Here is a 24,133-nt window from a genome sequence, read left to right as displayed (position 1 = left end):
CCGGGCTCGGGATACGGCCGCTCGATGTCCGGTGCCGCCGCTCGGCTCCAGCCTCGACCCCGTGCTTCCCGGTCGGCCTCCGCGCGCCGCCGCTGGGATTCGGCCGGGCTGCGGTCGCCCCGCCGATGCCGTGTATCGCGGTAGGCGCGGCGTTGTTCAGCGCTTCTGGGGTGGGCGGCGCGCGGTGTCGATCGCCTTCTCGATGCGCTTGGCCGAGACCGGGTAGGGCGTGCCGAGTTGCTGGGCGAACAGGCTCACCCGCAGTTCCTCGATCATCCACCAGATCTCGACGATGTCGCGACCCCCGTGGCGGCCCTCCGGCAGGTTGGCGACCAGGCGGTCGTAGGCCGCGTGCACGCGATCGAGTTCGATCATGCCCGCGCGGTCACGGTTCGCGGACGCCGGCAGCGCGTCCAGCCGCAGCCGGGCGGCCTCCAGATACCGTGGCAGTGCCCGCAATCGGACGCTGCCCCACTCGGAGATGAAGCCGGAGAAGATCAGATCGTCGAGCTGGTGCGCGACATCGTCGGTGGCGTCGGGGTCGCGGGAGTCGGCGAGGGCGGCGCGCACCCGGTGCGCCTCGGCCAGCACCGGCACCACCGAGCGCACGATGGCGGCCACGGCGCTGGTGAACTGCGGGCGGACCTTCTCCACCAGGGCCTGGAACTGTTCGGGGCTGCGCACCGGACCGCCGTTGGCGGCGATCAGCTCGTCCGCGGCGCAGGCCCGGCAGTCCTCGACCAGGGCATCGAGGGTGCCGTACGGATTCTGGCTCAGCGCAAGCCGATCCGTGGGCGGCAGGCCAGCGGTGACAGCGCGGGCACTGGTGGTGATCGCGCCCAGCAGCAGCGCGCGGGTGCCGGTGCGCATGGCGGTGGCCTGCTCCACGGGGGAGCTGAGCACCCGCACGGCCACGCCCTCGGATTCGGCGACCAGGGCCGGATAGCCGGTAATGGTCTGCCCGCCGACCTGGCGTTTCACCGCGGACGGCAGGGTGCCCAGGGATTCGGAGGTCCACACCGCGGCGGGGGCGCGCTCGGCGGCATTGTTGGCGCGCGCCACCGACTTCGAAACCTGTTCGGCCAGGCGGGTTTTCAGGTCGGCCAGGCTCTTGCTGCGGGCCACGATCGCGCCCGACGGGTCGGTGGCGGCGAAGGTCATGCGCAGGTGGTCGGGCAGGCCCGCCGGATCCAGCGCGGCCGCGGCGATGGTCACCGAGCCGAGCTGGGACAACTCCCGCGCCAGCCCGGTGCGCAGCGGCTCGGCGCGCGGGGTGAGCCGGTCCAGCGCCGCCTTGGCGAAGTCGGGGGCCGGAACCACGGTGCGGCGCAACTGCTTGGGCAGCGTCTTGATGAACGCGGCCGCCAGCTCCTCGCGCATGCCGGGCACCAGCCAGTCGAAGCCGACCGAGCGCACGTGCGCCAGCTGGGCGATCGGAATGTGCACGGTGACACCGTCGTCGGCCTGACCGGGCTCGAATTGGTAGGTGAGCGGTAGGGTCAGCTCACCCTGCCGCCAGCTGTCGGGGTAGGCGGTCGGATCCAGCAGCGCCGCATCCTCGTTCACCACGGTGGAGGCGGTGAAGTCGAGCAGGTTCGGCTCGTTGCGCTGGGCCTTGCGCCACCAGCTGTCGAAGTGCCGCACCGAGACGATGTCCGACGGGACGCGCCGGTCGTAGAACTCGAACAGCACCTCGTCGTCGACCAGGATGTCGCGCCGCCGCGCCCGATGCTCCAGATCGGCGACGTCGTCGAGCAATTCGCGATTGCGCGCGAAGAAGTCGTGCGTGGTCTGCCACTCGCCCTGCACCAGGGCGTGCCGGATGAACAGCTCCCGCGACAGTTCCGGATCGATGCGGCCGAAATCCACCCGGCGCTGGGTCACCAGCGGAATCCCGTACAGCGTGACCCGCTCGTAGGCGGCCGCCGCGCCCCGCTTGGCCGACCAATGCGGCTCGGAGTAGGTGCGTTTCACCAGATCTCCGGCCAGCCGCTCGGCCCACTCCGGCTCGATCCGCGCCGCGGTCCGCCCCCACAGTCGCGAGGTCTCCACCAGCTCGGCCGCCATCACCCACCGCGGCGGCTTCTTGGCCAGCGACGACCCCGGGAAGATCATGAACTTGGCATTGCGCGCCCCGAGGAACTCCCGGCTCTCCGCCTCCCGCACCCCGATATGCGACAACATGCCCGCCAGCAACGCCTGATGAATCGACGTCACATCCCACGGCAACGAGTCATCCGCGAGCCCGGCCTTGGCAGCGAGCGACTCGGCTAGCCCGCGTCCTGCCCTGGAGCCGGATGCGCCACCGCCGGAGCTGCTTCCGCGCCCGGACCCCGTACTGCGCGCCGCCGCGCTGCTGCGGTCGGCCGAGTCTCCGGCCGATGCGGCCGCGAGATCGCTACCGGCTCGTCCGCGCCGCGCCCCACGACCGCGCGCGCCGTCGCGAGCACCGCGGCCGGCTTCGAGGTCGTCGCGCCCGGAACTCGCCGCGCCGGTGGCCCTGCGCCCGCCGACCTCGTCTACGCCACCGGACTTCTCCGCGTGGCGGCTCGAATCTGCGGCGGGCCGACCATCATCCGCGCGGCGCGGGTTCCGGCCGCGGCGGTTGCCGGAACCGTCGTCGGAAGTGGTTGCGGTGCGGTCGAACTGGGCGTCGGAGCCTTCGGTGTTCCAGCCCAGTCCACGGGTGATGGTGCGGAGTTGCCCGTGCAGGTCCTGCCACTCCCGGATGCGGAGGTAGTGCAGGAACTCGTCGCGGCACATACGGCGGAACTGGTTGGAGGACAAGGCGTTGCGCTGCTCGCGCAGGTAGTCCCACAGGCGCAGGTACGACAGGAAGTCCGAGCCCTCGATGGTGAAGCGCGCGTGTTTGGTGTCGGCGGCCTGCTGGTGCTCGACGGGGCGTTCGCGCACGTCCTGGATGGACAGGGCCGCGACGATGATGAGGACCTCGGCCAGGCAGCCGCCGCGGTTGGCCTCGACCAGCATGCGGGCCATCCGCGGATCGACCGGGATCTGCGCCATCTCGCGGCCGATGGGGGTGAGGATGAGTCCCGCGTCGGGGACCTCGCGCTGCGCGGAGGCCTCGGCTTCCGCCCGGGCCAGCGCGCCGAGCTCCTCGAGCAGGGCGATGCCGTCGCGGATGGCGCGACCGTCCGGCGGTTCGACGAACGGGAAGCCCTCGATGTCCCCGAGCCCGAGCGCGGTCATCTGCAGGATCACCGCGGCCAGGTTGGTGCGCAGGATCTCCGGTTCGGTGAACTGCGGCCGGGATTCGAAGTCGTCCTCGGAGAACAGGCGGATGGCGATGCCGTCGGCCACGCGGCCACAGCGGCCCGAGCGCTGCCGCGCCGACGCCTGCGAGATCGACTCGATCGGCAGCCGCTGCACCTTGGTGCGCATGGAGTAGCGCGAGATGCGGGCGGTGCCGGGGTCGATCACGTACCGGATGCCCGGCACCGTCAGCGAGGTCTCGGCCACGTTGGTGGCCAGCACCACGCGCCGCCCGGTGTGCGACTCGAACACCCGGTGCTGCTCGGCGGCCGAGAGCCGCGCGTACAGCGGCAGGATCTCGGTGCGCGGCAGGCGCATGTCCCGCAATGAGTCTGCGGTGTCGCGGATCTCGCGTTCGCCGGACAGGAATACCAGGATGTCGCCGTCGCCCTCGGCCTGCAGTTCCCGCACCGCGTCGCCGATGGCGTCGGTGGGGTCGCGGTCGACGATCTCGGTGTCCTCGTCGTCGGGATCCTCGGAGGTGACCGGAACCTCCAGCGACAGTGGCCGATACCGGACCTCCACCGGATACGACCGGCCCGACACCTCGACAATCGGTGCGGGCGTGCCGTTCTCGTCACTGTTGGGGTCGTCTGTTTGCTTCGCAAAGTGGCGTGCGAACAGTTCCGGGTCGATGGTCGCCGAGGTGATGACGATCTTCAGATCCGGCCGCTGCGGCAGCAACTGCTTGAGATACCCGAGCAGGAAGTCGATATTGAGGCTGCGCTCGTGCGCCTCGTCGATGATGATCGTGTCGTAGCGGCGCAGCAGCCGGTCGCGCTGGATCTCGGCGAGCAGGATGCCGTCGGTCATCAACTTCACCAGCGTGCGATCCGACGCCTGATCGGTGAAGCGGACCGTATAACCGACCACGTCGCCGAGTTCGGTGCCCAGTTCCTCGGCGATGCGCTCGGCCACGGTCCGCGCGGCCAATCGCCGCGGCTGGGTGTGGCCGATGGTGCCGCGAATCCCGCGCCCGAGTTCGAGGCAGATCTTGGGCAGCTGGGTGGTCTTGCCGGAACCGGTCTCGCCGGCCACGATCACGACCTGGTGCTCGGCGATGGCTTTGGCGATGTCGTCGCGGCGCGCGGAGACCGGTAGCTGCTCGGGGTAGACGATGGCCGGGACGGCGGCCCGGCGGGCGTCCACCCGGCGCGCGGCGGCGTCGAATTCGGCTTCGAGGGAGGTGAGATCGCTGCCGCGGGCCTTGTCGAGCCGGCGACGCAAACGATGTTCGTCGCGGATCGAGAGATCGGCCAGGCGGGAACGAAGCTCGCGAGAGGTGGCGGCGGTCCTGGTCATTGCACTGTCAACGATAGCGAAGAGTCGGTCCGTGCCGGTCGGCGCGGTGTCCGGCGGCCCGGACCAGGGCTTGCCGGAAGTGTGCCGCATCGGCGTATCGTCCGCATTCGGGCCGTTCGACATGCGACGATCTGGCCATGGTCGTCAGAGGTGGTACGCCCGCGTGGATTCGGGTGCTGCGCATTGCCTTCGCAATCCTGGGCATCGTCGCGCTGGTCTGGATCCCGGCGCGCAATCTAGGGAATCCGGACTACTCGTATGTGAACTTCTTCAGCTACTTCACCATCCAGTCCAACATCATCGGTGTGGTCGTGCTGCTGGTCGGCGGCTTGCGCGACCCGGACGGGCGACGCTGGCAGGTAATCCGCGGCGCAGCCACCCTGTACCTGACCATCACCCTCATCATCTACGCCGTTCTGCTGGCGAATATCGACGTTCAGTTGCAGGAGCGATGGATCAACGACACCATGCACCGGGTGATCCCCATCGTGTTGATCGCCGATTGGTTGCTGGTGGCCGGGGGGATCAAACCGACCATCAAGCTGGTCCTGGGGTGGCTCGCGTACCCCCTGGCCTACGGCGCGTACATCTTGATCCGAGGCCCCTTCGCCGACTGGTACCCGTATCCCTTCATCGACCCGCGCGATCAGGGCTATGGGGCCTTGACCGTCGGCCTGGTGGTGATGGCCGTCGTGTTCGCCCTGCTCGGCGTCATCGTGGCGGCGGTGAACGGGCTGATCCCCAAAGCGGTCGCCCGTCGCTGAACGACGCGCGGTCGCCTCACAGCGCGCGGGTCATGAACACGCTGTGCGGGTCCTCGGCGTAGTCCGCGAACGGCCCGCAGTGCTCGAACCCGTAGCGCTCGTACAACCGCACCGCGGGCAAGTAGAACTCCGACGATCCGGTTTCCAGGCTCAAACGCCGGTACCCGCGCGCGCCGGCCTCGGCGAGGATGTGGCGCAACAACTGTGACGCGACCCCGCGCCCGCGGTAGGCGGCGGTGGTCCGCATGGACTTGATCTCCCCGTGCGCCGGATCCAGCTCCTTGATCGCCCCGCACCCGGCCAGCGCGCCACCGTCCCACGCGGACCAGAAGGTGATCTCCGGCTTGCGCAGCGCCGCCACGTCGAGGGCGTGCATGCTGTCCTCCGGCGAGTTCGCCAGCATCTCGGCCACGTGTGCCTCGAGCAGCCCGATCACCTCGGGCCCGGTCAGATCGTCCACCTCAATCCGCATGTCGCCAGGCTAGCGAGCACCCGCTCGGGCCCGGTCGCGGGACTGACCTACCGCGCCAACCAGCCGACCAGGAGTGCCGTCCGCGCCGGTGTCGCGCACATTCGCCGCACTGACCGGCCACACTCGGTGTGGCCGGAAGGGTTTCGCGATGATCTCGGGTTACCCGGCCGGTTGTTCGGAACGTCGTGGGGCGAACCGTAAGTGCACATTTCCGAGAGTGCCGGCGCGGGGCGTCGGATACGTGCACGGCGGCCCGAAGCATGAAGACGGCCCGGCAGCCGCAAGGCCGCCGGGCCGTTGCCATGCCCGCGGCGGCCCGGGTCACCGCTCGCCGGCGCCGGCCTCCAAGGCGCTCAGCCGCGCGTCGAAACTCCGCATCTCCTGCAGGATGCCCCGCATCGCCTCGGTCGTCTGCTCGACCGAATGACGCAGCAGATTGAGGCTCGCACGGAGATCGGCGATCGGGTCGACGGGCTCGTCGGTCCGCCGCGGACGCTCGGTTCGGCTGTGACGCATGCAGTGACTCCTCTGTTCGCTGTCTCGATACGAACGTTTCAGGGCAGTCGATCCAGTGAATCGGCCGGGTAATCGGTCACCAGTGGCGGTGCGCGGGCGGGGGATTCGGCAGGGGAAAGGCCGGGCGTCGGACGCTGATGCTGTCAGCATGGAAGGGAAGCCGGTCGCCGCGGTGAGAGGTGGTGGGCGTGGGGTTGTTCGTGGAGCAGTCCGGGATGGTGCGGTGGATGGCGGTGACCGCCTTCTGCCTGGCCGCAGTGCTGGTGGTCGCCAGGCTGGCGCGGGTGCGCCCGGTGGCGTGTGCCGGGCCGCGCGCGGATCGGGAGTCCGATGCCGCGCATCTGGTGATGTGCCTGGTCATGGTGGGCATGCTGGTGTTCCCGACGGCCGTGGACCCGCACGCGGTGCGCGGTGTGCTGACGGCCATGGTGGTCGTGTACACGCTGTTGCTGGGGGAGCGGATACTGCGGTGGCGCAACGGGATTGCGGACGCCGATGCCGGGGCGGCGACGCCCGGCGCGTTCGCCTATCACGTGCTGGCGGCCGCGGCGATGTGGTACGCGATGAGCGGGCACGGGACGCACGAGCAGGGTATGCCCGGGCACGGGGGCCCCGCGCCCGCCCCGCTGCTCGCGCTGGCGGCGCTGTTCGTTCTCGACGCCGTCGTCATGCTGACGCCGGGCCTGCGCCGCCGTGTGCCGGGAGTGTTCCCGCATCCCGGCGGCGCGGCCGGATCCCCGGCCGTGGTGCCGCACCTGGTGATGGACCTCGGCACCGCCTACATGCTGGTGGCCGCCGCGGCCGGCTGAGGCCGACCAGGTTCCGGCATTCGATTCCGGCGCACCCGGGGGCCGTTCGAGCTGTTCACCGTCGTAGTGGTGAGATGGTGAGTAATGGTCGGTTCGCCCGGTTGGGGGTGGCCGGTATCGGGTGATGGAGGTGCTCTGGATGGGTTCGCTGTGGCATGGCTTCGCCGATATGGGTGCGGTGGAGCGGGACGGGTCGTTCGTGGTCGCGCGCGGTGAGGGCGCGCACATCTGGGACGAAAGTGGCACGCGGTACCTCGATGCCACCGGTGGTCTCTGGTTCGCCAATGTCGGCCACGGCCGCCGCGAGATCGCCGACGCGGTGGCCGCGCAGCTGACCCAGGTCGCGCACTACTCCAACTTCGGTGACCTGGTCTCGCCGGTGACCCGCGATCTGGCCGAGCGGCTCTCCGCGCTCGCGCCGGTGCCGGGCAGCAAGATCTTCTTCACCTCGGGCGGCTCCGACGGCATCGACACCGCCGCCAAGCTGGCCCGCCGCTACTGGCAGGAGATGGGCCGCCCGGAGAAGACCATCCTGGTCGGCCGTCAGAAGGCCTACCACGGCATGCACGTCGGCGGCACCTCGCTGGCCGGGATCCCGGTCAACGGCGAGGGCTACACCGGCGTCTTCATGCCCGACACCCGCACCATCGAATGGGATCAGGCCAAGGCGCTGACCGCGCTGATCGAGGAGATCGGCGCCGAGCGCATCGCGGCCTTCTTCGCCGAACCCATCATCGGCGCGGGCGGGGTCTACCTGCCTCCGGAGGGCTACCTCACCGAGGTCCGCCAGATCTGCCGCGACAACGACATCCTGTTCGTCGCCGACGAGGTCGTCACCGGCTTCGGCCGCATCGGCGGATCCTGGTTCGCCTCCTCGCGTTTCGGCCTCGAACCCGATCTGATGACCACCGCCAAGGGCCTCACCTCCGGCTACGTGCCGATGGGCGCGGTGTTCATCGCGCCGCGCATCGCCGAGCCGTTCTTCGCGGGCGGCGTCTGGTGGCGGCACGGCTACACCTACGGCGGTCACGCCGGTGCGGCCGCGGCGGCCATGGCCAACCTGGACATCTTCGAGCGCGAGAATCTGCTCGACGCCAGCAAGAACCTGGAATCGCTACTGCACGAGCACTTCTCGCCGCTGGCGGAGCATCCGCGGGTGGCCGAGGTGCGCAGCGGCCTGGGCGCGGTCGCCGCCGTCCAGCTCGCCGATCCGGCCGAGGCCCTGGGCATGGTGAAGACGCTGCGCGCCCACGGCGTCTCGACCCGGGCCGCGGGTCAGGGCGCGCTGCAGATCTCGCCGTCGTTCGTCATCACCGAGGCCGAGGTCGCGGAGATGGCCGAGCGCTTCGCCCGCGCCCTGGGCTGATACCCGCCGACACCGCCGGCGCGAGCGTTTTCGCATCCGAATGCGCTCGCGTACGGGCGGTAGGCTGCGGCAATGGCCGAGTTCGAGAGTTATCGCGCCAACCTCGAGGTGGCCGATCTCGCGCCCACCGTCGACTTCCTGCGCGACGTGCTGGGTTTCGTGGTCGAGGTGCACGAGCCCGCGATGGGCTTGGCATTGCTGCGCCGCGACGGAGTCGGCGTGGGTGTGGTGCGCACACAGAATCCGGCCGTGAACGAGACCACCGCCGGATACGTGGGCGTCTCCGACGTGGACGCGCTGTACGCGCACTGCCGGCGCCACGGCGGTGAGATCACCACCGAACTCACCGAACACCCGTGGGGGCTGCGCGATTTCGTGCTCCGCATCCCCGGCGGCCACCGCCTCGCCTTCGGGCAGCGCATCGCCCCGGCGAGCTGAGGGCGGCGCCGGGCGCTAGATGACGATCGGGTGGTCGGCGACCACGCGGCCGCCGATGCGGGCCCAGCCGTCGGAATCCCATTCGGTGAAGATCTGTGAGCCCTGGCCCTGGGTGATGTGCAGGCCGCGGGTGAGCAGTGCGGTGAGCGCGATGGCGGCCGCGCCGGTGGCCTCGTCCTCGGGAATTCCGATGCCGGGGGCGAACATTCGGGCGCGCACGGCCCCGCGCGGTTCGTCGGTCCAGACCCAGCAGTAGTGCTGGCCGCCGGGGAAGTCGGCCGGATCCAGGGTGGCGAGCAGCGCCGCGTCCTCGAACTGGTGGAATTCGAAGGGCGGCGACCAGGTCGCGCGGGCGCGGGCCCAGGCCAGCCCGTCGCTGAGCGCCACCTCGACGGGTCCGGCCGCGACGTCGATGACCTTCACCGGACTGAGCTGCTCGTTGAGCCACCACGCGGCGCCGATGCTGGGCCGCCCGGCGAAGGGCAGTTCCACAGCGGGGGTGTAGATGCGCATCGCCGCCCGCCCGTCGGCCGGGTCGTCGACCACCGCGGTCAAGGCCTGCCCGACGCGGGCGGCGAGCGCCTGGTGGTCGATGTCCGCCACGGCGGAGTGCCGGACGATGCCGAGTGGACTGCCGAATCGACCTGCCGCGTCGGTGAACACACGCACGACCTCGATCTGGGCGCTATCACTTTCCGGAACGGTCATGTGACGCGAGCTTACCGACAGTTATCGATTCGCGGGAGGTCCGCAGGTATCGAGCATGTCGGACAGGGCGCTCTTCTCGGTGGGTTGCACGCTCAACCCCCAGCGGGCCTTCACGCTGATCCACCGGCGGGCGTAGTCGCACTGGTAGGCCTGCCGTGGCTGCCATTGATCGGGGGTCTTGGACCCCTTGTCCTGGTTGGCCTGTTTCTGGACCGCGAGCAGGTTGCCGACGTCGTTGGCGAATTTCTCCCGCTGCGCGGGCTCCCATCCGGAGGCTCCCGAGCGCCAGGCGTCGCCGAGGGCGACCACATGATCGATCTCGATGTCCGAGGACTTGAACCGGTCGTACGGCAGTCGTTCGCCGGTATACGGATCGTCCAGGGTGCCCGACAGTACCAGGCACGAATTGCTGTCTCCCACACGCGTTCCCGTGAGGTCGCGCTTCATCACCTGCTCGCGTGCGGTGCAGCCGCCGGTGAGGACGGGTTCTCCGCCGCGCCCGGACCAGCCGGGGCCGAAGGCGTTGCGGTCGTAGGACTCCCAGTTCCGGTTCCAGGCGACGGTGAGGCGGTCGAGCCCGATGCGCGCGCGGGCGGCGTCCAGGATCGGGGTGGCCGCCTGTTCAGGCGGCGGTGGCGTTTCGGAGTCGGGTGTCTCGTGGCGGTTCAGATACAGCGCCAGGCCGCCCGCGGAGAGTGCGATGACGAGCACGGAGGAGGCGAAGAGTCTGCGCCAACGACGCCGGGCAGGGGTCCGGGAGCGCGGAGGCATGCGGGGGAGTCTAAGCGGGCAATTGGTATGTTTCGGGCATTGTTGCCGGATTGAAGCAATCTACTGGCAAATAAAACCAGGGGCCGGACACCTCGAGGTGTCCGGCCCCTGAGCCGGGAACCGCGTCCCGGGCCACGCCCGATGCGGCTAGACGGTGGCCGTGGCCAGCGCCTCCGTCGACGCCACCGCCTGGCCCACACCCGCCACGATCGCGGCCGCGCGCAGCGCCTCGAAGATCACCTCGCGCGACACGCCCGCTTCACGCAGCGTGTGCTCGTGCGCCTCCAGGCAGTGCTGGCAGCCGTTGATCGAGGAGACCGCGAAGGACCACAGCTCGAAGTCGACCTTGTCCACGCCCGGCGTGCCGATGATCTGCATGCGCAGGCCCGCGCGCAGATCGTCGTACCGGCCGTCCAGGAACGCCTTGCTGCGGTAGAACACATTGTTCATACCCATGATCGACGCGGCGCCCAGCGCGGCGTTGTAGGCCTCGGCCGACAGCACGTCGGCCGCCTCCTCGGCGATCTCCCGCAGCGTGGTCGCGGACTTGGTGGCCGCGGCCGAGGCCAGCAGGGTGCCCCACAGCTGCTGCTCGTTGAGCACCGTGGTGCGCGCCAGCGAGGACAGGTTGAGCTTGAGGTCCTTGGCGTACTCGGGGAGCGAGTTCTTCAGATTATCGATGGTCACGACGAATTCCCTTACGAGCCTTGATTACACCGACGCGGTCATGAGCTCGCCGGCCTGGATGGTCGGGTCGCCCTTCTTCCAGTTGCAGGCGCACAGCTCGTCGGACTGCAGTGCGTCCAGCACGCGCAGCACCTCGTCGACATTGCGACCCACCGAACCGGCGGTGACGGACACGAACTGGATCTCGTTGTTCGGGTCGACGATGAAGGTGGCGCGGTCGGCGACGCCGTCGGCGTTGAGAACGCCGGTGGCCGCGGCCAGTTCACGCTTCAGGTCGCTCAGCATCGGGAACGGGAGCGTCTTGAGCTCCTCGTGCTGGGCGCGCCACTGGAAGTGGACGAACTCGTTGTCGACGGAGGCTCCCAGCACCTGTGCGTCGCGATCGGCGAACTCCTCGTTCAGCTTGCCGAAGGCGGCGATCTCGGTCGGGCACACGAAGGTGAAGTCCTTCGGCCAGAAGAAGACGATGCGCCACTTGCCGGCGTAGTCGTCGCTCGAGATCTGGGTGAAGTAGTCGTCGGGCTGCTGAGCGTTCACCTTCGAGAGATCACCGCCGATGACAGCCTTCAGGTTGTACGCGGGGAACTGATCGCCGATGGTCAGCAGGGCCATGAATGCTCCTCATATGTAGTCGTGCCGATTGTGTCGAGACTTCTGTATACGATCCTTGCCGAACTGCGGTGAGAGGTAAAGGTGATGGGTGGCACTACACTGATAGGCGTGACTGATCAAACTTATCAGCCCACCCTGTCACAGCTGCGTGCGTTCGTGGCCGTCGCGGAATACCGGCACTTCGGTACCGCGGCGACCCGGCTCGGCGTGAGCCAGCCCACGCTATCGCAGGCGTTGGCATCACTGGAAAACGGACTGGGGCTCTCGCTGATCGAGCGCAGCACGCGTCGGGTGCTGGTCACCGCCGACGGCAAACGTTTGCTGCCGCAAGCCATTGCCACCCTCGAGGCCGCCGACCGATTTGTCGCATCCGCTGCCGGCGAGGGTCTGCGCGGCACGCTGCGGCTGGGCATCATCCCGACCATCGCGCCCTACGTGCTGCCCACCCTGCTTCCCGAATTGCGCAGGCGGGTGCCCGCTCTCGCGCCGCACGTCATCGAGGACCAGACCGCGCGACTGCTCGACGGACTGCGCTCGGGCGTGCTCGACGTGGCCATGCTCGCGCTGCCCGCCGACGCACCCGGCCTGATCGAGATACCGCTCTACACCGAGGAGTTCGTGCTGGTGGTGCCGCGCGGCCACGACCTCGCCGGGCGTGCGGACCTGACGCCGGCGGACCTGGACGCGCTGCCGCTGCTGCTCCTCGACGAGGGGCACTGCCTGCGCGATCAGACCATGGATCTGTGCCGCGCCCACGATGCCCACCCGGGCGCGGTCGGCGACACCCGCGCCGCGTCACTGGCCACCGTGGTGCAGTGCGTCGCGGGCGATCTCGGCGTCACCCTGATTCCGGCCATGGCGGTGCCCGCCGAAACCGGGCGCGGGACGCTCGACATCGCGACCTTCGCCGCGCCGGCGCCGGGCCGCACCCTCGGGCTGGCGTTCCGTTCGTCCACCGCGCGCGGCGACGATTACCAGCTGCTCGCCGAGATCATTCGCGAAGTGCGGACGCATTGACGACAGTGCCCGAAAGGACCGTGACAATTCCGGCAACCTGCGCGGTTGCGTCACCCTGGGGCGTCTGAAACGCTCGGGCCATGCGGATTCACCACCTGAACTGCGGCACCATGGGATTCGGCGTGATCGATCACTGCCTGCTCCTCGAGACCCGCGACGCGCTCGTGCTCGTCGACACCGGATTCGGGCTCGAGGCCGTGCGGCAGCCCGCGAAGATGCTGGGTGCGAGCCGTTTCCTGATGGGTGCGAAACCGGCCGAGGGCGAGACCGCGATCCGCCAGATCCAGGCGCTGGGATTCGATCCGCGCGACGTCCGGCACATCATCCTCACCCACCTCGACCTGGACCACTCCGGCGGACTCTCGGACTTCCCCGAGGCCACCGTGCACGTGCACGGACCCGAATTCCGGGCCGCCACCGCCACTCCGACCCTGTCCGAGCGGCTGCGCTACCGCGCCGCGCAGTGGTCACACGGGCCCAAGTGGATGGTGAACGAGGTCGACGGCGGCGAGGACTGGTTCGGCTTCACCGCGGTGCGCGACCTACCCGGACTGCCGCCGGAGATCCTGGTGGTGCCGCTGCTCGGTCACACCCGCGGTCACGCCGGGGTGGCCATCGATCACGGCGACGGGTGGCTGCTGCACGCCGGCGACGCGTTCTTCACCGAATCCAGCATCCATCCCGAGGAGCCGTTCACACCGTTCTGGTGGAAGGTGTACGAGACCGGAGCCATCGCCGGGGACTCGTACCGGCTCAACCAGCGGCGGCTCCAGGAATTGCGGAAGCTGCACGGCGACACCGTGACCGTCGTCAACTCGCACGACGCCGGCCTGTTCGCGCGGGTCGCCGGGCGATGAGCGCACGGCGGGCGCGCGGGCTGCCCTTCGCGAGTGACCCGCTGTTCGTCTACGGAACCTTGCGGTTCCCGGCCGTGCTGAGCGCGTTGATCGGCCGGGTTCCGGCGATGGAGCCCGCGCGGCTGATCGGGCGGCGCGCCGCCGCGCTGCCCGGGAAGGCGTATCCGGGGCTGGTCACCGCCACCGATTCCGTGACCGACGGCTTCCTGCTCACCGGGCTCGGCCGCGACGACTGGCGGGTGCTCGACGCCTTCGAGGACGACGAATACGACCTGACGCCGGTGCCGGTCCTGGCGGGGGAGCGCGCCGGGTACGCCTGGACCTACACCTGGACCGCCGAGGTCGCCGACGATGATTGGTCGGCAGCGGACTTCGAAGCCGGGCACCTGCCGTATTACTCCTCGAAATGTGCTGCGTGGCGGCGCGATCTGATCCTGCTCAGCGAGACTGTATGACACGGGCCACACTCGTGCGGTAGAAGTTGGTCGCATGGATGCACAGCGCAGTGAGCCGACCGTGACGCGCACCGATCCGACCGTGGCGGGCGCACGCTCGCAGGCGCTCGGAGATCTGCTGCGGCGCAGCGCCGCCCGGGTCCCGGACAAGACCGCGCTGGTCTGGCGCGAGCGCCGGGAGAGCTACGCCGAGCTCGACGCGGCGGTCAACCGGGTCGCGCAGAGCCTGGCCGATCGCGGTGTGGCGCAGGGGGATCGGATCGCGATCTACTCGCACAACTGCCGTGAGTTCGTGCTGCTGTACTTCGCGCTGGCCCGGCTCGGCGCGATCTCGGTGCCGATCAACTTCATGCTCACGGCCGACGAGGTGGCGTTCATCCTCGCGCACTCCGGGGCGGTCGGTTTCATCGCCGAGGACGGCCTGGCCACCGAAGCCGCGGCCGCGGTGAAACAGCTGAGCGACAGCGAGATCCGGCTGCTCGGCTGGATCGGCCTCGGCGGCCTGCCCGCGGCCGCCGGGTGGGAGGACGTGAGCGCCTGGGAACACCACCCCGACGCCTCCGCGCCCACGGTGTTCGTCGCCGACGACGACCCGATCCAGATCATGTACACCTCCGGCACCGAGTCGCGGCCCAAAGGCGCTGTGCTGTCGAGCCGCGCCCTGATCGCGCAGTACACCAGCGTGGTCGTGGACGGCCGGATGAGCGCCGACGACATCGAGGTGCACGCGCTGCCGCTCTATCACTGCGCTCAACTGCACTGCTTCCTCATCCCCGACCTGTGGCTGGGCGCGACCAGCATCCTGCTGCCGGGCCCCGACCCGGCGACCGTGCTGCGCACCATCGAGACCGAACGCGCCACCAAACTGTTCTGCCCGCCGACGGTGTGGGTTTCGCTGCTGCGCCATCCCGGCTTCGACAGCTACGACCTGTCCTCGCTGCGCAAGGGCTACTACGGCGCGAGCATCATGCCCGTGGAGGTCCTGCACGAACTCGCCGAGCGACTACCCGGCGTCGGCCTCACCAATTTCTACGGCCAGACCGAACTCTCGCCGTTGGCGACGGTGCTCGCCCCCGAGGATCAGCTCACCAAACCCGGTTCGGCGGGCCGCCCGGCGCTCAATGTCGAAACCCGGGTGGTCGACGACGACGACAACCCGGTCGCCGTCGGTGTCGTCGGCGAGATCGTGCACCGCTCACCGCAGGCCATGCTCGGCTACTGGAACGATCCCGCCAAGACCGCGGAAGCCTTCCGCAACGGCTGGTTCCACAGTGGCGACCTGGGCGTCCTGGACGCCGACGGCTATCTCAGCGTCGTCGACCGCAAGAAGGACATGATCAAGACCGGCGGCGAGAACGTGGCCAGCCGCGAGGTCGAGGAAGTCCTCTACGAGCACCCCGACGTCTCCGAAGCCGCGGTGGTCGGCATCCCGCACGCCCGCTGGATCGAGGCCGTGGCCGCGATCGTGGTGGCGCGCACCGGAACCGCGCCGGACGCCGCCGCGGTCATCGCGCACTGCAAGCAGCGCCTCGCCGGCTACAAGGTCCCCAAGTATGTGACCTTCGTCGAGGCCCTGCCCAAGAACCCCAGCGGCAAAATCCTCAAGCGCGAATTGCGCACGCAACACGCGGATCTCGCCGCCGAGGGCTGACCGGCCGAACCGAGCGGGCTGATCAGCTGATCAGATCCACGTGCGCGATGTTCGCCCGATCGCCGGGGTCCTCGCTCGGGGCCCCGGCGAACCAGGCGTCGAGGATCTCCTCCAGCTGCGCGCGGGAGGTCAGGCGCAGGCTCAGGGCCAGCACATTCGCGTCGTTCCACTTCCGCGCTCCCGCAGCGGTATACGCGTCCACGCACAGGGCCGCGCGCACCCCGGCGACCTTGTTGGCCGCGATCGAGGCGCCCGTGCCGGTCCAGCAGCACACGACCGCCTGCTCGGTGCGGCCCTCGGCGACGTCGCGGGCCGCGGCCGCGCTGGCCCACGCCCAGTCGTCGCGTTCCTCCGGCGCCAGGGCCCCGTGCGTGATCACTTCGTGCCCGCGCCGCCGCAGCTCCTCGACCACGGCCGCGGCCACCCCGGTGTCCTCGTCGGCGGCAACCGATATCTTCATGCGGTTATTCTCCTCACCGGTGGTCGCGAGCGGGGTGGTCCGGGAACTATCGGTTCGTCACGCGGGCGAGCCCTTCGGGATAGCGGGCCCCGGCGACGGATTCGGCCGGCGCCGCGGCTTCGATGCGGGCCAGATCCTCCGCGGACAGGGCGATCTCGGTGGCGGCCACGTTCTGTTCGAGGTAGGTGCGGCGTTTGGTGCCGGGGATCGGGACCACGTCGTCGCCGCGGGACTGCACCCACGCCAGGGCCAATTGGCCCGCGGTGAGGCCCTTTTCGTCGGCCAGCTCCCGCAGGGTCGCGACGATGGCGAGGTTGGCGTCGATATTGCCGTCGGCGAAACGGGGGAGCCGGCGGCGCATGTCGTCGGCGGGCAGGTCGGCGGTGGAGGTGATCGCGCCGGTGAGGAAGCCGCGGCCCAGCGGCGAGAAGGGCACGATGCCGATCCCGAGTTCACGGCAGGCGGGCACGATCTCGGCCTCGATGTCGCGGGTCCACAGCGACCATTCGCTCTGCAGGGCGGTTACCGGGTGGACCGCGTGGGCGGCGCGGATGGTGGCGGCGGAGGCTTCGGAAATGCCGAGGTAGCGGACCTTGCCGGCCTGCACGAGTTCGGCCAGGGCGCCCCAGGTTTCCTCGATGGGCACGCCGGGGTCCACGCGGTGCTGGTAGTAGAGGTCGATGTGGTCGACGCCGAGACGGGCCAGCGACTCGTCGCAGGATTGCTTGACGTAGGCGGCGTCGCCGCGGGCGCCCAGGGTGCCTCCCTCGCCCCAGACGATGCCGAACTTGGTGGCCAGCACGACGCGGTCGCGGCGGTCGGCGATGGCGCGGCCGAGCAGCCGCTCGTTGGTTTCCGGGCCGTAGACGTTCGAGGTGTCGAGCAGGGTGACGCCGAGGTCCAGCGCACGGTGGATGGTGGCGATGGACTCGGCGTCGTTGTCCTGGACGCCGTAGGCGCCGCTCATGCCCATGCAGCCGAGGCCCTGTGCGCCGACGGTCAGTTCGCCGAGCTTCCTGGTCGCGATCATGCGATGAATCCTCCTCGGTAGGACTGGAATTGGCGGCGGGCCGCCGCTCGTGACCCCGACGCTACGACCTGGAGTGCGCTCCAAGTCAACCGTCGGCGCCCGATCAGCGGCGGTTGGGCATGTGGTGGTGCAGCAGAACGGAGAGCTGGGTGCCGGCGTCGGTGAAGGGGAGGGCGGATTTCAGGGCCCGGCTCTGCACGATCGCGCCCTCGATCACCGAGAGCGCGAAGCCCGACAGCGAGCAGGCGGTGGCGCGTTCGATGCCCGCGTCGACCAGGCCGTCGGCCAGGCGGGCGGTCCATTCGGAGAAGGCCTGACCGGCCGCGGACTGCAGCGTCGGGTCCAGCTCGTCCAGCGCCGCGGCCATCATGAACGATCCGGCGCGGAACTCGCTGGTCTCGAGTTGGCCGCGCCAGAAGCCGAGTAACTCGTCGACCCAGGCGTCCAGCGAGGGCGCGACGGGCAGGGCGTCGGACATGCGGCTGACGTGCGAGTAGACCATGCGCGACACGATGCGGGCCGCGGTCGCCACCAATTCGCCCTTTCCGGAGGGGAAGTGCTGGTAGAGCGAGTTTCTGGAGGCGTTGCTGCGTTTGAGGAGTTCGTTGAGTCCGGCCGCGTGCACGCCGTGTTCCTGGACGGTGGTGATGGTGCTCGCGATCAATCGGGCGCGTGGTCCCGCCGTCATTGCAATTTCCTCCAGCCCCAGTGTTAACCGATCAGCCCCTTGCGTGAACCGATCGGTCCATGTTAAACCTAAGCCATGTGGACCGATCGGTTCATATGGGAAAAGAGGAAATCCGCGCATGTCAGCCCAGATCGCCACCGCCTCCCCGGTAGCCCACGCCGCCCTGCTCGGCCTGGGCGTGTACCGGCCCCGCCGGGTGGTCCCCAACGCCGAGATCGTCGACCGCATCAACTCCTCCGACGAATGGATCCGGACCCGCTCCGGCATCGAAGCCCGACATTGGGCCGATGACGACGAGACCATCGTCGGCATGAGCGCCGCCGCCGCCCGCGACGCGCTCGCCGCCGCCGGCATCACCGCCGACCAGATCGACGCGGTCATCCTGGCCACGTCCTCGCAGATGGTGCTCGGCCCGTCGGCCGGCGCGGTGGTCGCCACCGAACTCGGCATGCACGACACCGCCGCCTTCGACGTCTCGGCCGGCTGCGCGGGCTTCTGCTACGCCCTGGCCAACGGCGCCAACCTGGTGCGCGCCGGACAGGCCCGCCACGTGCTGGTGATCGGCGTCGAGCGGCTCTCGGACCTGCTCGACCAGGACGACCGCACCTGCGCGTTCATCTTCGCGGACGGTGCGGGCGCGGTCGTGGTGGGCGCCTCGGACGTCGAGGGCATCGGCCCGGTGGCCTGGGGCTCGGACGGCAGCCAGACCGCGGCGATCAAGCAGGACAAGGACTTCAAGACCTACTTCGCCGAGGTGGCGGCGGCCGAGGCCACCGGCGGCACCACCGAGCGGCCCTACATCCGGATGAACGGCGCGGCCGTATTCCGCTGGGCCGTCACGTTCTTGGAGAAGGCCTGCCGCGACGCGCTCGATCAGGCGGGCGTCGGCGTCGAGGATCTGGACGCCTTCGTGCCGCACCAGGCCAACGGCCGCATCACCGACGCGCTGGTGCGCACGCTGCATATGCCCGAAAACATCGCTGTCGCAAGGGATATCGCGGAAGCGGGCAATACCAGCGCCGCGTCGATCCCGATGGCGATGGAGCAGCTGCTGCGCTCGGGCGCGTCCAAGCCGGGGGACACGGCGCTGCTGCTGGGCTTCGGCGCGGGGCTGGCCTACGCCGGCCAGGTGGTCACCCTCCCCCCGATCGCGTGACGATCGGCCCTCGTACAACGAAATCCGTTGTCTGAAACGACGAAAAACGAAGCGCCCCGCACAGCCAAGCTGTGCGGGGCGCCCGGGTGGTACCGCGTCGACTAGACGGTCACGCTCGCCCGCAGCGCGTGCGGCTCGATCGCGCCGCGGACCAGGGCCCGCTCGTCGATGGTCTCGGCCTTGTAGGGCAGCGTCGAGAGGGTCTCGGTCATCTTCGCGACCGGATCCGCGATCGCCTTCGGGGTACCGAAGATGAACGTCCACTCGTGCTCGTCGCTGACGTAGGGCACGACGGTCTCGAACAGGTTGTGGAAACGGGTCCACGAACGCTTCAGGGTCTCGTTGCGCCACATGGTCTGACAGCCGGCCTGCGCGGCGAGCACGCCGCCCTCGGCCAGCAGCGCCTTGCAGCGGTTGAGGAAGTCGTCCTCGTAGAGGCGGTTGTGCTGCGCGTCCTCGACCCGCTCGTCGGGCAGGTCGATGCAGATCATGTCGTAGCGCACGCCCGCGGCCTCGGCCTTGGCCAGGAAGTCCCAGCCGTCGGCGTAGTGCATCTTGATCGGACCGTTCTGCGCGACCGCCTCGGCCAGATCGGCCTGGCTGTAGCCGTAGGGGAGGTGCTCGGCGCACAGCTCCACCTCCAGCTGGTCGATGTCGACGTGGTCGACGAGCGAGGCGCCCGCGGCCACCGACATCTGCGAGGCGACACCCTCACCGGAACCGATGATCAGCACCTTGTCCAGCTTCGCGGCCAGCGCGTACCCCGGGACCAGCATGGCCTCGTGGTAGGTGAGCTGCGAGAACTCGGTGGACTGGCGGTCGTCGTCGGAGAACAGGGAGATGCCCTGCTCGGTCCGCGCGATCACCATGTGCTGGTAGGGGGTGTTGGTGTCGACGATGGTCTCCGTCGTGTTCCACACCCGGGTCAGACCCTCGCCGACCGGCTCGTGGATCCGGCGGGCGGTGTGGCCGCGCTGGATGACCTCGATGTTCACCGAACCCGGGGACAGCTCCTGCTGCAGCAGTTCGACGGCCTTGGTGGCGCCGGAACCGATGCTGCCGCAAGTGAATACGTCGACGAAGATGTCGCCGGACTCAGGGTAGGTGTGGATCGAGGCGTGCGACTCGGCCAGCAGAGCCAGGATGGTGACACCCTGCGGCTCGAACTTCTTGCGCACGACATCGCAGATGGTCACCCCCGCGGCGACCAACGATTTTCGCAGCGCGGTTTCGAGTCGTTCCAGGTCGTCGCAGAGACCAGCGTCGACACCACCGAACTCGGCCAGCACGTGCCAGCCGGTGAATTCTGCCGTGATCATGGCTAAAACTCACTCTCGCTCAGCGCCAGTGACATGGACTGTCAGTGGCGGAAAACCGTTGAAGGACACCGACGAATAGCTCGCCGTATAGGCGCCGGTTTCGAGGATCCGAACGGGATCACCGGCTTGCAACGTGGTCGGAAGGAGGACACGCGTGCGTTGATAGAGTACATCGTCGCCGTCACACGTAGGACCGGCAACCACTGCCTCGTCCTTCGGATCCGTGTCCCGATCGGTTTCGAATCGGTAGGCGATGTACTCGTTCTCGGTTTCGGCCATGCCGTTGTAGCGGCCGATGTCGAGGTATACCCAGCGCCGCCCGTCCGGCGCTCTGCGAACATTCACCACTTCGGCGTGAATCACACCGGTGTTGCCCACCAGGGCGCGACCGGGTTCCACGACGAGCGCGGTGTGTTCCGGGAGATAGCGGGCCGCCGCATCGGCGATCGCCGCACCCAGCTCCGAGACCCCCGGAGCTGGATCGACATACGAAATCGGCAGTCCCCCACCGATATTCACCGCACTGACCGGAATGTCCTTGACCGCCAGCGCTTCCGCGATGGCTCCGGCCTGCTCGATACCGATGCCCCAGGCCTTCGGGTCGAGCTGCTGCGAGCCGACGTGGAAGTAGGGGCCGACCACCCGCAGGCCCAGATCGTGCGCCCGCACCAGCAGCCGGGCGGCCTCGCCCGGCGCGCAGCCGAACTTGGTCCCGAACGGCGTCTGCGACTGCGGGGCCGACGACAGGAACCGGCACTCGACCTCCGAGCCCGGCGCATGCTCGGCGATGCGTTCCAGGTCGGCCTCGGTGTCGAAGGCGTAGCGCCGCACACCCGCCGCGTAGGCGGTGGCGATCTGCGAGGCCTTCTTGATCGGATTGCCGTAGCACATGACGGCCGGATCGACGCCCTGCGCGAGGCAGAGTTCGATCTCGCCGACGCTGGCGACGTCGAACTCGGCGCCCTCGTCATTCAGCAGCCGGATGATCTCCGGTAGCGGACTCGCCTTGACGGCGAAGCGAATTCGCGCCGCGGGCAGGGCGGCTTGCAGTGCGCGGTAGTTCGCGCGCACCCGGTTCAGGTCGACGACCAGACAGGGCGACTCGGGCAGGTTTGCGTCGGTCAATCTAAGGGAACTCTCCGTGGTTCGGTGGGCGAGCCGGAAAACGGCAACAGTGCGCGAGAATAGCAGCGTTCGCCCTCGAAAAACGAACCGGTGTGACCGGGGTTGCACTCAGCCCGCGCTGATCGACACCTCGTCGAAGACCACTTCGCCCGCTGCGTCCGATTCGGCCAGATCCACCACGCCGTCGAGCGACCAGCCGTGATCCCCGGCCGGGTCGTCGAGCACCTGGCGCACATGCCAGAAGCCGGGCCGCTGTTCCACCTGGAAGAGTTTCGGGCCCCGGGCATTCGGCCCGGTGCCGATGGTGGCGTACTCGTCGAAATAGGGCCCCAATTCGGCCTCCCAGTCCAGGTCGTCACCCAGCTCCTCGAGCGCCGCCCAGCGCCGCAGCGCCGCCAGGTCGACCCGGCGGAACATGGCGTTGCGCACCAGCACCCGGAAGGAGCGCTCGTTGGCCGAGATCGGGCGCACCGACTCCGCCCCGAACGCGATCTGCTGATCGTCGCCTTCGGCGCCCGGATTGGTGAGCTGCTCCCATTCGTCGAGCAGGCTCGAATCCACCTGCCGGATCAATTCGCCCAGCCATTCGGTGATGTCGTCGAGTTCCTCGGTGCGGGCCTGTTCGGGCACGGTGCGCCGCAGCGCCCGGTAGGCGTCGGCCAGATACCGCAGCACCACGCCCTCCGAGCGGGCCAGCTCGTAGCCCGACACCAGCTCGGCGAAGGTCATGGACCGCTCGACCATCTCGCGGACCACCGACTTGGGGGAGGGCTCGAACTCCGACACCCAGGGATGCCCGCCCTTGTAGGTCTCGAACGCCGGCTCGATGAGCTCGGTGGCCAGCGGCTTGGGCCAGGTCACCTCTTCGAGCAGTTCCATCCGCTCCTCGTATTCGATCCCGTCGGCCTTCATCTCCGCGACCGCCACCCCGCGCGCCTTGTGCTGCTGAGCCATCAGCAGCTGGCGCGGATCCTCGAGGGTGGACTCGATGAGCGAGATCACATCGAGGGTGTAGGTCGGCGACTCCTTGTCGAGCAGCTCCAAGGCCGCCAGCGCGAACGGCGACAGCGGCTGATCCAGGGCGAAGTCGCGCTGCAGATCGACCATCAGCCGGGCGTGGCGGCCGTCGGCGTCGGGTTCGTCGAGCTGCTGCACCACGCCCGCGTCCCGCAGCGCCCGGTACAGCCGGATCGCCTTGAGGATGTGCTTGCGCTGCGCCGCGCGCGGCTCGTGGTTCTGCTCCAGCAGATGCCGCATGGCGTAGAAGCAATTGCCCTTGCGCGCAATCACATTCAGCAGCATGGAGTTGGTCACGTTGAACCGGGACACCATCGGTTCGGGCGAGGCCGCCACCAGCCGGTCGAAAGTCTCCTCCGACCAGGACACGAATCCCTCGGGCGGCTTCTTCTTCTGGACCTTCTTGAGCTTCTTGGGATCGTCACCGGCCTTGGCGATCAGCCGCGCGTTCTCCACCTCGTGCTCGGGGGCCTGCACGACCACCGTGCCCATGGTGTCGTAGCCCGCGCGGCCCGCGCGCCCGGCGATCTGGTGGAACTCGCGGGCATTGAGCCGCCGGGTGCGCACACCGTCGAACTTGGTCAGCCCGGTCAGCATGACGGTGCGGATCGGCACGTTGATGCCGACGCCGAGGGTGTCGGTGCCGCACACCACTTTCAGCAGCCCGTCCTGCGCGAGCTTCTCGACCAGGCGGCGGTACTTGGGCAGCATGCCCGCGTGGTGCACGCCCACCCCGTGGCGGATGAACCGCGACAGCGTCTTGCCGAATCCGGTGGCGAAACGGAACTCGCCGATGGCCGCGGCGATGGCCTCCTTCTCGGCCTTGGTCGACATGTTCACGCTCATCAGCGCCTGCGCCCGCTCCATGGCCGAGGCCTGCGTGAAGTGGACCACGTACACCGGCGCGAGACTGGTGGTGACCAGGTCTTCCAGCGTCTCGGTGATGGGGGTGCGGACGTAGGAGAAGCTCAGCGGCACCGGACGTTCGGAGCCGGACACGATGGAGGTCTCGCGCCCGGTCCGCTTGGTCAGATCCTCGGCGAAGAAGTCGACCTCGCCGAGAGTGGCCGACATCAGCAGGAATTGGACGTTGGGCAGCTCGATCAGCGGCACCTGCCACGCCCAGCCGCGATCGGGATCGGCGTAGTAGTGGAACTCGTCCATGACGACCTGGCCGACCTTGGCCGCGTCACCCTCGCGCAAGGCCAGGTTGGCCAGGATCTCCGCGGTGGCGCAGATGATCGGCGCGTCCGGGTTCACCGCCGCGTCGCCGGTCACCATGCCGACCCGGTCGGCGCCGAAGACCTCGCACAGCGCGAAGAACTTCTCGCTCACCAGGGCCTTGATCGGCGCGGTGTAGTAGCTGCGCACGCCCTTGTTCAGCGCCGCGAAATGCGCGCCGAGCGCGACCAGCGACTTCCCCGACCCGGTCGGGGTGTTGAGGATGACATTGGACCCGGTGACCAGCTCCAGCAGCGCTTCTTCCTGCGCCGGGTACAGCTCGAGACCCGCCTGGCTCGCCCAGTCGGCGAAGGTCTCGTACAACCAATCCGGGTCCACGTCGGGTACGGCACGGTCGGGAACCAATTCGGACAGTTGCTGCACGCCGCCCAACGTTACCGGGCGGCGTCACGAAAGCC

Annotated in this window: 22 protein-coding genes; 9 read left to right on the top strand and 13 right to left on the bottom strand. The window is 69.1% G+C overall.

Features of this window, described 5'->3' with window-relative positions:
• Positions 1-156 precede the first annotated feature (156 nt).
• On the bottom strand, positions 157-4,575 hold the full coding sequence (hrpA, locus tag ACYVKL_RS36660) for an ATP-dependent RNA helicase HrpA (protein ID WP_379173049.1): 4,419 nt from the start codon (positions 4,573-4,575) through the stop codon (positions 157-159).
• 137 nt (positions 4,576-4,712) lie between these two features.
• Here hrpA and ACYVKL_RS36655 point away from each other — a divergent pair, with 137 nt between their 5' ends.
• Positions 4,713-5,339, top strand: a complete 627-nt coding sequence (locus ACYVKL_RS36655) for a Pr6Pr family membrane protein (protein WP_379173047.1) — start codon at positions 4,713-4,715, stop codon at positions 5,337-5,339.
• A gap of 16 nt (positions 5,340-5,355) precedes the next feature.
• Here ACYVKL_RS36655 and ACYVKL_RS36650 read toward each other — a convergent pair whose 3' ends face one another.
• Together ACYVKL_RS36650 and ACYVKL_RS36645 are read right to left on the bottom strand one after the other, a co-directional pair.
• Positions 5,356-5,811 (bottom strand): GNAT family N-acetyltransferase, encoded by a 456-nt coding sequence (locus tag ACYVKL_RS36650; protein WP_379173045.1) that lies wholly within the window; start codon positions 5,809-5,811, stop codon positions 5,356-5,358.
• 321 nt (positions 5,812-6,132) lie between these two features.
• A complete protein-coding gene (locus ACYVKL_RS36645; RefSeq protein ID WP_379173043.1) occupies positions 6,133-6,327 on the bottom strand; it encodes a hypothetical protein in 195 nt (64 codons plus the stop codon).
• Positions 6,328-6,515: 188 nt separating this feature from the next.
• Between ACYVKL_RS36645 and ACYVKL_RS36640 the strand changes: the two genes are divergently transcribed.
• The 3 genes from ACYVKL_RS36640 (at position 6,516) to ACYVKL_RS36630 (ending at position 8,940) form a co-directional block, all read left to right on the top strand.
• Positions 6,516-7,136, top strand: a complete 621-nt coding sequence (locus tag ACYVKL_RS36640; RefSeq protein ID WP_379173041.1) for a DUF5134 domain-containing protein — start codon at positions 6,516-6,518, stop codon at positions 7,134-7,136.
• Between the two features lie 139 nt (positions 7,137-7,275).
• Positions 7,276-8,502 carry an aminotransferase family protein gene (locus tag ACYVKL_RS36635; protein ID WP_379173038.1) on the top strand — a complete coding sequence of 409 codons (1,227 nt, stop codon included), beginning with the start codon at positions 7,276-7,278 and terminating at the stop codon, positions 8,500-8,502.
• Between the two features lie 72 nt (positions 8,503-8,574).
• Positions 8,575-8,940, top strand: a complete 366-nt coding sequence (locus ACYVKL_RS36630; RefSeq protein ID WP_379173036.1) for a VOC family protein — start codon at positions 8,575-8,577, stop codon at positions 8,938-8,940.
• Positions 8,941-8,955: 15 nt separating this feature from the next.
• Here ACYVKL_RS36630 and ACYVKL_RS36625 read toward each other — a convergent pair whose 3' ends face one another.
• From ACYVKL_RS36625 to ACYVKL_RS36610, 4 genes are all read right to left on the bottom strand, one after another.
• A complete protein-coding gene (locus ACYVKL_RS36625; RefSeq protein WP_379173034.1) occupies positions 8,956-9,648 on the bottom strand; it encodes a PhzF family phenazine biosynthesis protein in 693 nt (230 codons plus the stop codon).
• Positions 9,649-9,669: 21 nt separating this feature from the next.
• Positions 9,670-10,419, bottom strand: coding sequence for an HNH endonuclease family protein (locus ACYVKL_RS36620; protein WP_379173032.1), 750 nt, complete (start codon positions 10,417-10,419; stop codon positions 9,670-9,672).
• A gap of 147 nt (positions 10,420-10,566) precedes the next feature.
• Entirely contained in the window at positions 10,567-11,106 is a 540-nt protein-coding gene (locus ACYVKL_RS36615; RefSeq protein ID WP_379173030.1) for an alkylhydroperoxidase, AhpD family, read from the bottom strand.
• A 24-nt stretch (positions 11,107-11,130) separates the two neighbouring features.
• Positions 11,131-11,718, bottom strand: coding sequence for a peroxiredoxin (locus ACYVKL_RS36610; RefSeq protein WP_213556646.1), 588 nt, complete (start codon positions 11,716-11,718; stop codon positions 11,131-11,133).
• A gap of 108 nt (positions 11,719-11,826) precedes the next feature.
• On the opposite strand from ACYVKL_RS36610, the gene ACYVKL_RS36605 reads away from it, so the two are divergent.
• From ACYVKL_RS36605 to ACYVKL_RS36590, 4 genes are all read left to right on the top strand, one after another.
• A complete protein-coding gene (locus tag ACYVKL_RS36605; RefSeq protein ID WP_379173028.1) occupies positions 11,827-12,735 on the top strand; it encodes a hydrogen peroxide-inducible genes activator in 909 nt (302 codons plus the stop codon).
• Positions 12,736-12,815: 80 nt separating this feature from the next.
• Positions 12,816-13,592 (top strand): MBL fold metallo-hydrolase, encoded by a 777-nt coding sequence (locus tag ACYVKL_RS36600; protein ID WP_379173025.1) that lies wholly within the window; start codon positions 12,816-12,818, stop codon positions 13,590-13,592.
• Positions 13,589-14,047, top strand: coding sequence for a gamma-glutamylcyclotransferase family protein (locus ACYVKL_RS36595; protein ID WP_379173023.1), 459 nt, complete (start codon positions 13,589-13,591; stop codon positions 14,045-14,047). The genes ACYVKL_RS36600 and ACYVKL_RS36595 overlap by 4 nt, the downstream gene beginning before the upstream one ends.
• A gap of 34 nt (positions 14,048-14,081) precedes the next feature.
• On the top strand, positions 14,082-15,698 hold the full coding sequence (locus ACYVKL_RS36590) for an acyl-CoA synthetase (RefSeq protein WP_379173020.1): 1,617 nt from the start codon (positions 14,082-14,084) through the stop codon (positions 15,696-15,698).
• Positions 15,699-15,720: 22 nt separating this feature from the next.
• Here the strand turns inward: ACYVKL_RS36590 and ACYVKL_RS36585 are convergent, their stop codons facing one another.
• From ACYVKL_RS36585 to ACYVKL_RS36575, 3 genes are all read right to left on the bottom strand, one after another.
• Complete coding sequence (locus ACYVKL_RS36585) at positions 15,721-16,158, bottom strand: RpiB/LacA/LacB family sugar-phosphate isomerase (protein ID WP_379173018.1); 438 nt, start codon at positions 16,156-16,158, stop codon at positions 15,721-15,723.
• 46 nt (positions 16,159-16,204) lie between these two features.
• Entirely contained in the window at positions 16,205-17,188 is a 984-nt protein-coding gene (locus tag ACYVKL_RS36580) for an aldo/keto reductase (protein WP_379173016.1), read from the bottom strand.
• Positions 17,189-17,291: 103 nt separating this feature from the next.
• On the bottom strand, positions 17,292-17,876 hold the full coding sequence (locus ACYVKL_RS36575; RefSeq protein ID WP_357194782.1) for a TetR/AcrR family transcriptional regulator: 585 nt from the start codon (positions 17,874-17,876) through the stop codon (positions 17,292-17,294).
• 118 nt (positions 17,877-17,994) lie between these two features.
• Here ACYVKL_RS36575 and ACYVKL_RS36570 point away from each other — a divergent pair, with 118 nt between their 5' ends.
• Complete coding sequence (locus tag ACYVKL_RS36570) at positions 17,995-19,032, top strand: beta-ketoacyl-ACP synthase III (RefSeq protein WP_379173013.1); 1,038 nt, start codon at positions 17,995-17,997, stop codon at positions 19,030-19,032.
• A 101-nt stretch (positions 19,033-19,133) separates the two neighbouring features.
• Here ACYVKL_RS36570 and speD read toward each other — a convergent pair whose 3' ends face one another.
• The 3 genes from speD to ACYVKL_RS36555 all read right to left on the bottom strand — a co-directional run bounded on the left by speD (position 19,134) and on the right by ACYVKL_RS36555 (position 24,053).
• Positions 19,134-20,348 carry an adenosylmethionine decarboxylase gene (gene speD / locus ACYVKL_RS36565; RefSeq protein ID WP_379173172.1) on the bottom strand — a complete coding sequence of 405 codons (1,215 nt, stop codon included), beginning with the start codon at positions 20,346-20,348 and terminating at the stop codon, positions 19,134-19,136.
• A gap of 12 nt (positions 20,349-20,360) precedes the next feature.
• On the bottom strand, positions 20,361-21,461 hold the full coding sequence (locus ACYVKL_RS36560; protein ID WP_379173169.1) for a type III PLP-dependent enzyme: 1,101 nt from the start codon (positions 21,459-21,461) through the stop codon (positions 20,361-20,363).
• Positions 21,462-21,584: 123 nt separating this feature from the next.
• Positions 21,585-24,053, bottom strand: a complete 2,469-nt coding sequence (locus ACYVKL_RS36555) for a DEAD/DEAH box helicase (RefSeq protein ID WP_379173167.1) — start codon at positions 24,051-24,053, stop codon at positions 21,585-21,587.
• Between the last annotated feature and the right edge of the window lie 80 nt (positions 24,054-24,133).

This window comes from Nocardia tengchongensis (assembly GCF_054781395.1).
This window is presented reverse-complemented; position numbering and strand designations above follow the sequence as displayed.

Excerpts from the sequence above, each read along its gene's own strand:
- hrpA (WP_379173049.1), bottom strand. The coding sequence starts at position 4,575 with ATGACCAGGACCGCCGCCACCTCTCGCGAGCTTCGTTCCCGCCTGGCC.
- ACYVKL_RS36655 (WP_379173047.1), top strand. The coding sequence starts at position 4,713 with ATGGTCGTCAGAGGTGGTACGCCCGCGTGGATTCGGGTGCTGCGCATT.
- ACYVKL_RS36650 (WP_379173045.1), bottom strand. The coding sequence starts at position 5,811 with ATGCGGATTGAGGTGGACGATCTGACCGGGCCCGAGGTGATCGGGCTG.
- ACYVKL_RS36645 (WP_379173043.1), bottom strand. The coding sequence starts at position 6,327 with ATGCGTCACAGCCGAACCGAGCGTCCGCGGCGGACCGACGAGCCCGTC.
- ACYVKL_RS36635 (WP_379173038.1), top strand. The coding sequence starts at position 7,276 with ATGGGTTCGCTGTGGCATGGCTTCGCCGATATGGGTGCGGTGGAGCGG.
- ACYVKL_RS36630 (WP_379173036.1), top strand. The coding sequence starts at position 8,575 with ATGGCCGAGTTCGAGAGTTATCGCGCCAACCTCGAGGTGGCCGATCTC.
- ACYVKL_RS36625 (WP_379173034.1), bottom strand. The coding sequence starts at position 9,648 with ATGACCGTTCCGGAAAGTGATAGCGCCCAGATCGAGGTCGTGCGTGTG.
- ACYVKL_RS36620 (WP_379173032.1), bottom strand. The coding sequence starts at position 10,419 with ATGCCTCCGCGCTCCCGGACCCCTGCCCGGCGTCGTTGGCGCAGACTC.
- ACYVKL_RS36610 (WP_213556646.1), bottom strand. The coding sequence starts at position 11,718 with ATGGCCCTGCTGACCATCGGCGATCAGTTCCCCGCGTACAACCTGAAG.
- ACYVKL_RS36600 (WP_379173025.1), top strand. The coding sequence starts at position 12,816 with ATGCGGATTCACCACCTGAACTGCGGCACCATGGGATTCGGCGTGATC.
- ACYVKL_RS36595 (WP_379173023.1), top strand. The coding sequence starts at position 13,589 with ATGAGCGCACGGCGGGCGCGCGGGCTGCCCTTCGCGAGTGACCCGCTG.
- ACYVKL_RS36590 (WP_379173020.1), top strand. The coding sequence starts at position 14,082 with ATGGATGCACAGCGCAGTGAGCCGACCGTGACGCGCACCGATCCGACC.
- ACYVKL_RS36585 (WP_379173018.1), bottom strand. The coding sequence starts at position 16,158 with ATGAAGATATCGGTTGCCGCCGACGAGGACACCGGGGTGGCCGCGGCC.
- ACYVKL_RS36580 (WP_379173016.1), bottom strand. The coding sequence starts at position 17,188 with ATGATCGCGACCAGGAAGCTCGGCGAACTGACCGTCGGCGCACAGGGC.
- ACYVKL_RS36575 (WP_357194782.1), bottom strand. The coding sequence starts at position 17,876 with ATGACGGCGGGACCACGCGCCCGATTGATCGCGAGCACCATCACCACC.
- ACYVKL_RS36570 (WP_379173013.1), top strand. The coding sequence starts at position 17,995 with ATGTCAGCCCAGATCGCCACCGCCTCCCCGGTAGCCCACGCCGCCCTG.